Annotated in this window: 9 protein-coding genes; 5 read left to right on the top strand and 4 right to left on the bottom strand. The window is 37.4% G+C overall.

Going from position 1 to position 11360, the window contains the following annotated elements; translation table 11 throughout:
- Positions 1-57: 57 nt before the first annotated feature.
- The 3 genes from ACH3PA_RS08890 to ACH3PA_RS08880 form a co-directional block, all read right to left on the bottom strand.
- Positions 58-585 carry an inorganic diphosphatase gene (locus tag ACH3PA_RS08890; RefSeq protein WP_416445055.1) on the bottom strand — a complete coding sequence of 176 codons (528 nt, stop codon included), beginning with the start codon at positions 583-585 and terminating at the stop codon, positions 58-60.
- Positions 586-735: 150 nt separating this feature from the next.
- The gene (locus tag ACH3PA_RS08885; protein WP_416448533.1) at positions 736-3228 is read right to left on the bottom strand and encodes a DUF5686 family protein; all 2493 of its coding nucleotides are present in this window, start codon (positions 3226-3228) and stop codon (positions 736-738) included.
- A 126-nt stretch (positions 3229-3354) separates the two neighbouring features.
- A complete protein-coding gene (locus tag ACH3PA_RS08880; protein WP_416448532.1) occupies positions 3355-4332 on the bottom strand; it encodes a pyruvate dehydrogenase complex E1 component subunit beta in 978 nt (325 codons plus the stop codon).
- A 193-nt stretch (positions 4333-4525) separates the two neighbouring features.
- Between ACH3PA_RS08880 and ACH3PA_RS08875 the strand changes: the two genes are divergently transcribed.
- The 4 genes from ACH3PA_RS08875 (at position 4526) to ACH3PA_RS08860 (ending at position 8443) form a co-directional block, all read left to right on the top strand.
- Entirely contained in the window at positions 4526-5272 is a 747-nt protein-coding gene (locus ACH3PA_RS08875) for an electron transfer flavoprotein subunit beta/FixA family protein (protein ID WP_416445061.1), read from the top strand.
- Positions 5273-5358: 86 nt separating this feature from the next.
- On the top strand, positions 5359-6327 hold the full coding sequence (locus tag ACH3PA_RS08870; protein ID WP_416445063.1) for an electron transfer flavoprotein subunit alpha/FixB family protein: 969 nt from the start codon (positions 5359-5361) through the stop codon (positions 6325-6327).
- 82 nt (positions 6328-6409) lie between these two features.
- Positions 6410-7021 (top strand): bifunctional nuclease domain-containing protein, encoded by a 612-nt coding sequence (locus tag ACH3PA_RS08865; protein ID WP_416445065.1) that lies wholly within the window; start codon positions 6410-6412, stop codon positions 7019-7021.
- Between the two features lie 6 nt (positions 7022-7027).
- A complete protein-coding gene (locus tag ACH3PA_RS08860) occupies positions 7028-8443 on the top strand; it encodes a NupC/NupG family nucleoside CNT transporter (protein WP_416445067.1) in 1416 nt (471 codons plus the stop codon).
- Between the two features lie 79 nt (positions 8444-8522).
- On the opposite strand, the gene ACH3PA_RS08855 is transcribed toward ACH3PA_RS08860, so the two are convergent.
- Complete coding sequence (locus ACH3PA_RS08855; protein ID WP_416445069.1) at positions 8523-10226, bottom strand: hypothetical protein; 1704 nt, start codon at positions 10224-10226, stop codon at positions 8523-8525.
- A 272-nt stretch (positions 10227-10498) separates the two neighbouring features.
- Between ACH3PA_RS08855 and ACH3PA_RS08850 the strand changes: the two genes are divergently transcribed.
- The gene (locus tag ACH3PA_RS08850; RefSeq protein ID WP_416445071.1) at positions 10499-11350 is read left to right on the top strand and encodes a thymidylate synthase; all 852 of its coding nucleotides are present in this window, start codon (positions 10499-10501) and stop codon (positions 11348-11350) included.
- Positions 11351-11360: the final 10 nt, after the last annotated feature.

Below are 11360 nucleotides of genomic sequence, written 5' to 3'. Positions count from 1 at the left end.
ATGGAATAAAAAAAGCCGCTTTATTGCGGCTTCTTCATTTCGTTATATTTTGTATGCTTATTTTATACTCACTTCCTCTACAGGAATATCACTTTCTGTATATCTGTCTATACACTGTATAATGATCTCTTTAGCCTCATTTACATCGCCCCAACCGCCTACATCAACTTTTTTCTTTTCAAGATCTTTATAAACCTGGAAGAAATGCTCGATCTCTTTTATTAAATGTGGGTTAAGCTCACTAAGGTCATTTACAGAACTTGCAATAGGATCACTTACTGGTACACATATTACTTTTTCATCAGGACCTTTCTCATCTGTCATGTGAAATACACCAATGGGCTTCACCTCCATAACACAACCTGGAAAAGTAGGCTCTGTAACTAATACAAGAACATCAAGTGGATCACCGTCTAATGCCAAAGTCTCAGGAATGAAACCGTAATCTGCAGGATACATCATTGAAGAAAAGATCATACGGTCGTAGCGTATTTTCTTCAGCTTAAAGTCGTACTCGTATTTATTTCGACTACCCTTCGGAATCTCTATTAGCACATCGAAGGTTGTAATTTTATCTCTCGTCATATTTACTTTTTCCGTTAATTATACGGTGTTTAACATTATAATCAGGGGAGGGCAAAAGTACCTTAAATCAAGCCTTAAGGCAAAGAAATTCGGTAAAAGAATAAAAAAACACCATACACAACCATTTTACCCTTAAACCAGTCTGTTTATTTAAAATGAAAACTCTAAAGCTCCTGTAACACCAAATTTTCGGGCATCTGGCAAATCCAGATAATTCCCCCTAAAATTAAAATCTATTCTCAAAATCTTAAAGATATTCCCTACCCCAAAACTATATTCATAATATGGCTTTTTATTAGGAGCCAGATATTCTATACCCGTAGCATTTATTTGTTGGTTCTCGTCTGAAATTTCTCCCCAAGCTCCTCTTAAGCCTATAATTTCTCTCAGGTTCAACTTTTTAAGAAGCGGTATTCTTGAAAATAATCTTCCGCCAAAGTTATGTTCTAAATGTACAGAGGCGTATGTATCTGTTATAAATTCATAATAATTAAGCTGAGGAAAGGTGCCATAAATCGAAAATAAATTCTGGTTACCAGGAATCACGCTAAGTAGTCCCAAAGGCACTGTACCAAAGGTTTTCCCTGCTTCTATTGTAGAAGTGAAAGTTCCTAAACCACCCGCTCGCCAGGGCTGTCTATATGAAAATTGCAGCTTTTCATAGTCAAAATCACTCTCCCAGAGATTTTTAATACCTTTTGTGTAACCCACAAAAATTGTAGGAAACCATTCATTGCTTGTTAATCGCTCAACGCCATAACCAGAAGTGCGTTTTCCCGGCTCATAAATAGCACTCAATATGAAATCTGTCTGCTTAACATCTGGCTTAGACACAGTCTGTGTTGCATCTGTATAATAATCTAAACTAAAAGTAGGCGATGCAGACTGCAAACTACGTATAGACATATCAGACCTGAGAATCAAATTCTTGATTGGTTCTGCTTCTATTGCAAAATTACCCAACTCTAGACTTGTAAGTCTGTCGTTAGAGCCTACTGTTACCAGTGATGATGATGCTAAATTTCTACCTAATACATCTGTAGATGTGGTAAGGCTTGCCCCTGTTTGTTCTATGTCTTTACGGTAACCCCCAGACACTATTAATCGGCTTTTTTTATCTATAAGCCATTTTCCTGAAATCCCGTATTTAAACTTCTGATCTTTGAAACCGTAAGCGGTGAAACCTTCTAACCTCCATGGATCATTTTGATTAAAATAGGTACGAGCACCCATTCTTAATCTCAAGCCCTCCACATCATTGAAACCAAAGGCAGAAAATATTGGACCTATATCAAGATTAGCAGCATCCCATTCATAGTAGCCGGAAACCAGTACCGAGCCAATATCATACAGCGCCTTAAAACGTGGCACCGTCTTTAAGGTGTCAAGCATATTATAAATACCCTTTTCGTCCTTACTTAATTCTTCCTGTCTTTTATCTTTCCAGAAAGCATCGTCTCTGGTATAAATAGATTCATCATATTCCTGCAGACGCTTCTTATAAAAATCTTCTTTTAAAGGCTTGTTGAAAACATAATTATCGTAGAGAGTCGTACGCTTACCATACATCCCTTTACTTTCTTCTTTCTTACGAATCGCAAAATCTGAAAGAAAGTAATCACGAGTAATTAAAAAAGTAGTGTCGCTTTCAACTTTAAATTCCTGCTCAATATAAATTTCCTTTACCCAATTAATATTTGCACTTTTATTAACCTGCATATTAATATCAGTAATCGCCCAGGTAGTGTCATTTACCCAGAAATCTCCTTTAAAGGTTAGTTCATTGCTTCTACGCGGATAATAAATAATATTGTAACACCATTTATTCTTAATGTACGCGCTGTCTGCAAGTACATAATTGTATGTGCTGACACCAGTTGTAGAAAGCGGACTTACAAAACTTTTATCAAAGAATTTTAGGTAGTTATCATAAACATTAAACTCATTGTAGAGTTCATTTACAAAGGCTATGATTGTTTGATTGGTACTAAAACCACTGTTTTTATTTCCTAAAAGCTCCTCCTTCTTAAGATTTAAAGTGTTGTCGCCATAAACCTTACTACTGGCTTCATTTATAAAAATAGGGAGATAGGTCTTACCTGTAATACGAGAAGTATCCATCTGGTTAAAAATGAATTCCATCCCATTAAAGATACGGTTGTTTATAAGAGCGCTGTCAATAGTATTGAGATCAAACTCTACTTTCTCGTATTTGTCATATTGATATTGATCAAATTGACTCAGACCGTTTTGCCGTTTATTTGCCCAGATCTTTTTGAGTATTTCTACAGCAGGATTGTTCTTTTTAGGTTGCTTTCCTGAATAGATCACAACCTCATCCATAGTTTCGGCTTCCTCTTCCAGAACTATACTAAGATTATAGTTTACCCGCTTTTCTAACTTGATCTCACGTGGAGTAAATCCCACGAAAGTAACTTTTAGAGTATCGTAATTGTCATCTGTCTCCAGATAAAAGCGACCGTCTTCATTTGTAATAGTTCCCTCTGTAGACCCGGGGAAAACAACATTTGCAAAAGGAATGGGATTTCCCAGACCATCATATACACGACCTCCTACTTTTGTTTGGCTTAATCCTACTATAGGCAAGCAAAAAAGTAGAAGCAGGATTAGGAGGTTCTTCATATTTATTCCTCTTTGAGGATAAAAATCGGGGTTTAAAGGCCTAAAATCGCCCTCTTACCTTCCATTAAAAAATAAAGGCTTCATTGGTATAATAACCCATGAAGCCTCAAATATATTGGTATACTTTTACTTGTAAAGTACCTTTTTGACAGCTTTAACAACATCATCACTATTGGGTAACCACTCTTTTAAAAGAACGGGAGAATAGGGTGCCGGAGTATCTGCTGTGTTTATTTTAATAATAGGAGCATCAAGATAATCAAAAGCTTCAGATTGTACCTGATAGGTGATCTCTGTAGCTACGTTACCAAAAGGCCATGCTTCTTCCAGAATAATAAGGCGATTTGTCTTTTTAACTGAATCCAGAATGGTTTTATGATCCATTGGGCGCACGGTACGTAGATCTATGATTTCACAAGAGATATCCTCCTTTGCTAATTCGTCTGCCGCTTTATAGGCTTCTTTAATTATTTTACCAAAAGAAACAATAGTAACGTCTGTACCTTCTCTTTTAATATCTGCTACACCAATAGGTATAAGATATTCACCTTCTGGCACCTCTCCTTTATCACCATACATCTGCTCACTTTCCATGAAAATAACAGGATCATTATCACGTATAGCAGACTTTAAAAGTCCTTTAGCATCTGCAGGGTTAGAAGGAACAATTACTTTAAGACCAGGAGTATTTGCAAACCAGTTCTCAAAAGCCTGTGAGTGTGTTGCACCTAATTGACCGGCGGAGGCAGTTGGCCCGCGAAAAACGATTGGGCAATTAAACTGGCCACCTGACATCTGTCTTATTTTAGCAGCATTATTAATGATCTGGTCAATCCCTACAAGAGAGAAGTTAAATGTCATATACTCCACGATAGGTCTGTTGCCATTCATCGCGCTTCCTATTGCTATCCCGGCAAAACCAAGTTCTGAAATAGGCGTATCAATAACGCGTTCTGGGCCAAACTCATCAAGCATTCCTTTTGAAGCTTTGTAAGCACCATTGTATTCTGCAACTTCTTCACCCATAAGGTAAATAGTGTCGTCACGGCGCATCTCCTCGCTCATGGCCTCACAAACAGCTTCCCTAAATTGTATAGTTTTCATGTATCGTTAAGTATAAGATCACGGTAAATATCGGTAACTTCCCTTAATTTAAGGGAAGGCAAAAATAACAATTAAATTCTGCCGAAAGAATTGGATTTAACTAAAATTTGTTATGCATGCATAGTAAATAAGCCAAAAATTATGCTTATTTTCGTGGCGAAAACGAAATAGTTACAAATAACCGCTTTTTTATATGAAAATTTTAGTTTGCATCAGTCACGTACCAGATACGACTTCAAAAATAAACTTCACATCAGACAATAAAGAATTTGACACAAACGGGGTTCAGTTTGTAATCAATCCTAATGATGAGTTTGGTCTCACAAGAGCAATGTGGTTTAAAGAAAAACAGGGCGCAACGGTAGATGTTGTGAACGTAGGAGGAGCCGAAACTGAACCTACACTGCGTAAAGCTTTAGCCATAGGCGCAGATGAAGCTATACGCATAGATACTAAAGCGCAAGATGGTTTTCAGGTAGCTACAGAACTTAGTAAAGTAGTACAAGACGGTGGCTATGATCTTGTGATCGCCGGTAGAGAGTCTATAGACTATAATGGCGGTATGGTGCCGGGGATGCTTGCAGCCCTTACGGGAGCAAGTTTTGTAAATACATGTATAAGCCTTGAAGTAGAAGGAAATACTGCTACCGCTGTACGCGAAATTGATGGCGGTAAAGAAACTGTAACAGCAACTTTGCCATTAATAATTGGCGGGCAGAAAGGTCTGGTTGAAGAAAGTGACCTGCGTATTCCTAATATGAGAGGAATCATGATGGCCAGAAAAAAACAGCTTAAAGTACTAGCACCTACAGCAGAGAAAATGGAAACAAGCACAGTCTCTTTTGAAAAACCAGCGCCTAAAGGAGCGGTAAAGTTAGTCTCGCCAGATAATCTTGACGAACTTATCAACCTTTTACATAATGAAGCTAAGGTTATTTAGTTTCATTTAAAAACCGACCAAAACAAGTCAAAAATCGATCTTTTAGGGTCATTTTTTAGCCTAAAAGCTTAAAAAAACAGAAAAACATGTCAGTTTTAGTATATACAGAATCAGAAGAAGGAAAATTTAAAAAAACAGCTTACGAAGTTGCCAGTTATGCGCGTGGTATCGCAGATATGCTTGCCACTACAGTAACTGCTATTGTTATTAATGCAGAAGATACTTCCTCATTATCTGCTTATGGTGTAGATAAGGTTTTAAAGGTATCAAACGATAAATTAACCCAGTTTAATGCTGCTGCATATGCAGATGTAATTAATCAGGCTGCTAAAAAAGAAGAATCAAAAGTAGTGATAGTTAGTTCTAGCGCTAATGCGAAATATCTCGCTCCTTTACTTGCGGTGAATTTAAGCGCTGGTTATGCTTCAAATGTAGTGTCTTTACCAGAGAGCGTCTCTCCAATTGTTGTTAAGCGTACCGCTTTTACTAATAAAGCTTTCAGCAATACAGAAATTAAAACAGAGGTTGCCCTTATAGGATTATCTAAAAATGCATACGGGCTAAAAGAAAGTAACGCTCCTGCAACTGCAGAAGATTTTAGCCCAGCTTTAGAAGATGGTGATTTTAGTGTAAATGTACAATCTGTAGATAAAGCTAAAGATAAAGTAACAATCGCTGATGCAGAGATTGTTGTTTCTGGCGGTCGCGGATTAAAGGGTCCTGAGAATTGGGGCATGATAGAAGAAATGGCAGATATATTAGGTGCTGCTACCGCATGCTCTAAACCGGTATCTGATATGGGGTGGAGACCACACGGTGAGCACGTAGGGCAAACAGGAAAACCGGTTGCATCTAATCTTTATATTGCAATAGGTATATCTGGAGCGATACAACATCTTGCCGGGATCAATGCTTCAAAAACTAAGGTCGTAATTAACAGCGATCCTGAAGCTCCATTCTTTAAGGCTGCAGACTACGGAGTTGTGGGTGATGCTTTTGAAATAGTACCCAGGCTCAATGAAAAATTAAAAGAGTTTAAAGCGAATAACTCATAAATTTCTTAAATTGACCCCCTTAAAGGGCTGTTTAAATCTGGACACTGTCCTCTTTTAAACAGCCTTTTTATATTTTTGCAATATGAGTCTAGTGCGTTTGAATATAAAAGGCATATCGTATAGCCAAACACAGAATGGTGCGTATGCCCTAATCCTGAGCGAGGTTGATGGTGATCGTAAGCTGCCTATAGTAATTGGTGCCTTTGAGGCTCAGTCTATTGCGATTGCTTTAGAGAAAGAAATACGCCCGCCAAGACCTCTTACACATGATCTTTTTAAAAATTTTGCAGACAGGTTTGACATTGTCATCAAGCAGGTTATTATACACAAGCTGGTAGATGGTGTTTTCTACTCAAGCATTATCTGTGAAAGAGATAAGATAGAAGAAATAATAGATGCACGTACCAGCGATGCCATATCTCTGGCTCTACGGTTTAATGCGCCTATTTTTACATACAAGAATATTCTTGATAAAGCAGGTATTTATCTAAAAGGATCAAGCGGTCAGGAATCAGAAAATCCCGAGAGTATACTCGTTGATGAACTGGTTGTTGAAGATGAGGTTGATACTGAAAGAGCAGATTATAAAAAGTTATCTCTCCAGGACCTAAACAAGCTTCTTGATCAGGCTGTAGCACGTGAAGACTATGAGGCTGCCGCTAAAATACGCGATGAAATATCTAAACGCAATTAATTATAGATGCGAAAAATTCTACCCCTACTGCTCATTTCCTTATTTTTTATTCCCGGTGTTAACGCTCAAACTGTACAAGAAGTTCTCCCTGTAGAAGAAGCAAAACATTTAATACCAAATGCCGGCTTCTCATTTAATAGTCTCTGGCGCGGAGTTCTGGGTATGGTTTCCCTTCTGGTTATAGCCTATTTATTAAGTGTAAATAAAAAAGCGATCAACTGGAAAACTGTAGGCGTAGGTCTTGCAGCACAACTTTTTCTTGCTATTGGTGTTCTAAAAATTAGCTTTATACAGCGGCTTTTTGAGTTCGTAGGGCAGATTTTTGTTAAGATTCTTGATTTTACCGCAGCCGGAAGTGAATTCCTTTTAGGCGGAATGATGGACGTAGAAAGTTTTGGTTTTATATTTCTTTTCCAGGTTTTACCTACAATAATTTTCTTTTCGGCATTAACTTCTGTTTTGTTTTACCTGGGTGTGGTGCAATTTGTAGTGAAAGGCATGGCTTGGGTTTTAACCAAGTTAATGAACATTTCGGGCCCTGAAAGCTTATCTGTAGCCGGTAACATATTCCTGGGACAGACAGAAGCGCCTTTAATGATAAAAGCATATTTAGAGCGCATGACGCGTTCTGAGATTTTACTGGTAATGATAGGCGGGATGGCCACCGTTGCCGGAGGAGTTCTGGCCGCTTATATTGGTTTTTTAGGTGGTGATGACCCGCAATTGAGACTAGAATTTGCAAAACATTTATTGGCAGCCTCTGTAATGGCTGCTCCGGGAGCTATTGTAATTTCCAAATTGCTTTATCCTCAACAAGAAGCAATTGATAGTCGTGTAGAAGTTTCTTCAGAAAAAATAGGCTCTAATATTCTTGATGCTATTGCTAACGGAACTACAGAAGGTCTAAAGCTAGCTGCAAACGTAGCTGCAATGCTGCTGGTTTTTGTCGCTTTTATAGCCATGATCAATTATGGTTTTAACAAATTGGGAGACTGGACTACATTAAACAGTTATCTTGCCTCAAACACACCGTATACAGAACTTTCGCTTGAAGCAATTTTAGGAACCATATTCGCTCCTCTTATGTGGCTTATTGGCGTTTCTACAGAAGATGTGATGCTTATGGGGCAACTGCTGGGTATTAAACTCGCAGCAAGTGAATTTGTAGGCTACATTCAATTGGCAGAATTGAAGAATCCTATAAATGATATCAGTTTTACATATGAGAAATCTGTAATAATGGCCACGTATATGCTGTGTGGTTTTGCCAATTTTGCTTCTATAGGTATACAAATAGGCGGAATAGGTTCATTAGCTCCTGGTCAACGTAAAACATTATCAGAATTTGGAATCAAGGCATTAATAGGGGGTACTATTGCATCTCTTCTTTCTGCTACTATTGCAGGTATGATAATAGGGTAATCCTCTTCAACAATACAATATAAAAAAGCCTTTTCTAAAAATTAGAAAAGGCTTTTTAGATTTTGAACAAATACCATTATTAACTCATTGCGAGCAGACTACCTCCTATTGCAGCACCTGCAGAAACAAAAGCACTAATTACTAACCACCACGCTGCGGCTGCGGCATTCTTGCGAGTGTTCTCTGCCTGAATTACTGCTTTACGTTTTACATTTTCAATCCTTCTGTTAGCTTCTAATTCAATATCTTCAATTTTTTGAAGCACATTATTCTTAGCCTGATCAATAGAAGCCGCAACTTTATCTATATCATCTTTTTCTAAACTGGAATGACTTGTTACAACATTTAATAAAGTTTCCTTATCAACGTTTTTAAGTTTTTGCTTAAGTGACTGCAGACTTTCTTTAGAATCATCAAGCTTATTCTGGAAGAAACTTGTTAGCATTGAAAGGTCTATATCAGACTTCCCGGTGTGATTAATAAATTTAAATACCTCAATCTGTAGTTTCTGTTTTAGTTCTTCTGCAGACATATCTGTTTTGTCTTCTACCCCGGCAGAAATCTGGTTTGTAACATTATTAAAAACTTCTACAGCCTTATCTGCAAACCCATCTAATTGATCTTTCTTAAAAGCCGTATTTGCTTCAACAAATGATAACACAGTATCTTTATCAATTTTCTTTAATTCATTTGCAAGCTTATTTGCCTCCACCTTTGGGTTCTTGATAATTTCATTAAATTGATCTTTCCATTTATCCTGCTTAACATCATCAGGTTTTGCTTTAGCCAGAATATCTTTAAACTTTTCAATATAACCATGAACCTCTTGTTCTTCGGCATCAGTTAATTTAGTGATTGCATTCTCGATACGCTCCTGGTTATCATCACCTTCTTCATAAGCTTCACGCAATTCTTTTTGCAATTGCTGTAATTGCTCTTGCTTTGTTTTATTTTGAGCTTCTCCTTTTGAAACTGTAGATATTGCATTAGAAAGAACCTGCTGAATCGCCATCCATTTTACCGGGCTATTTTTACCTGCTTTTGATCTTTCATGGGTTGAGTTTTCAACTATATCTGTAAGATCTTGCTTAAGCGTATCATAATCAGGAACAGACTTATTTACTTTATTTAAAAACTCATCGAGTGAATCTTTTATAATATGCGGATCAAAAGAGGACTGAAAATCTTTACGAATTTTTTCTACTGTATGATCTGCGATGTGCTCAATTTGCTGCTCTTTTGACGGAGTGAACATATCTTTAACAGCACTGGCCGAAGCTCTTAGTCCGGCAGTGGCCGTATTAATTAAACCTCCCACCAAGGTGTTCACAACTTTACTTTCCAGATAAAACAGAAGAATAAAGAATGTCGCCCATATCACAAGTCCCAGAGTTATACTTATTACTGTACTGCTTATAAGACTCAAATTGATCGCTAAAGCTGTTGCTCCAAATAAAGACAGGCCAACAGTTATACAACTCCACAGACCAAAACCAGTTGTGATCATTGTTCCGGTTGACATAGAATCAGAATCATCTTCATCAGACTCAAAGTGATTTTTCCCTTTTACATATTTCTTTTTTATATCGCCTATGGCCGAAATACCAAAAGCAACAGATAACGCGGTAAGAATAAATTGAAACCCTAATGCTAACAGAACCCCGGCGAGTACCGCTATAAAGAATTGCGGGGTCACGACAGACTCTGCATAGGGGTCTACGGCTTGCGCATTAAGAGAAAATCCTAAAAACATTATAGGAATGATTAAGGTTAGTTTTTTCATAATTTGATAAATTTGAAGTTAGACCCTAGTTTATAATTAATTTTAAAGCATATTTATTTATAATTAGTTAATTAACATTGTTTTAAATTATAATGTGAATAAATATAAAATAAACTAAAAGGGATGTCAGAAGTTTCATTTCCTATAATAATTACATTTAGCCCTTCTTAATTATGTTACCTCAATAGAAGCGTAAAGGAGAATAAGAAGATCTTTAATCTCGAGATTACTCTCGAGAAATTTGAGAATCGAGTACTATTTAAAGCAACATCATGAGACAATATCACGACCTAGTTAATCATATTTTAGATAACGGTATTCAAAAAGGAGACCGTACAGGCACCGGCACTTTAAGCGTTTTTGGTTATCAAATGCGATTTGATCTAAGTGAAGGGTTCCCTATGGTTACTACTAAAAAATTACATTTAAAGTCGATAATTCATGAATTGCTATGGTTTTTAAAGGGTGACACTAATATTAATTACCTACAGGAAAACGGGGTGCGCATCTGGAATGACTGGGCAGACGAAAATGGGGACCTGGGTCCGGTGTATGGCCATCAATGGCGTAACTGGAACAGTGAAGAAATTGATCAGATAAAGGATGTTATGGACACGCTTAAGACAAATCCTAACAGCAGACGCATGCTTATAAGTGCCTGGAATCCCAGTGTGCTGCCAGACACATCTGTTTCATTTTCTGAAAATGTGGCTAATAATAAAGCTGCCCTCCCACCCTGTCATGCCTTTTTTCAGTTTTATGTTGCTCCGGGAGATCCCGATGCTACAGATAGCAGACCTAAGTTATCGTGCCAGCTTTATCAACGCAGCGCAGATGTATTTCTGGGAGTGCCTTTTAATATTGCCTCATACGCGCTTCTTACACTTATGATCGCACAAGTTTGTGATTATGCCCCGGGAGATTTCATCCATACTTTTGGCGACACTCATATCTACAATAATCATATTGAGCAGGTTAAACTTCAACTTTCGCGAGAAATTCGTACATTGCCAACTATCAAAATTAATCCTGAAGTGAAAGATATCTTTAGTTTTAAGTTTGATGATTTTAAATTAGAAAATTACGATCCGCATCCCCACATAAAAGGTGCGGTCGCTGTTTAACCCAAATCAT

Origin of the sequence: Leeuwenhoekiella sp. A2 (assembly GCF_047946655.1) — a bacterium.
Lineage (GTDB): Bacteria > Bacteroidota > Bacteroidia > Flavobacteriales > Flavobacteriaceae > Leeuwenhoekiella.
The sequence above is the reverse complement of the archived record's forward strand: the minus strand, read 5'-3'. Positions and strand labels throughout refer to the sequence as shown.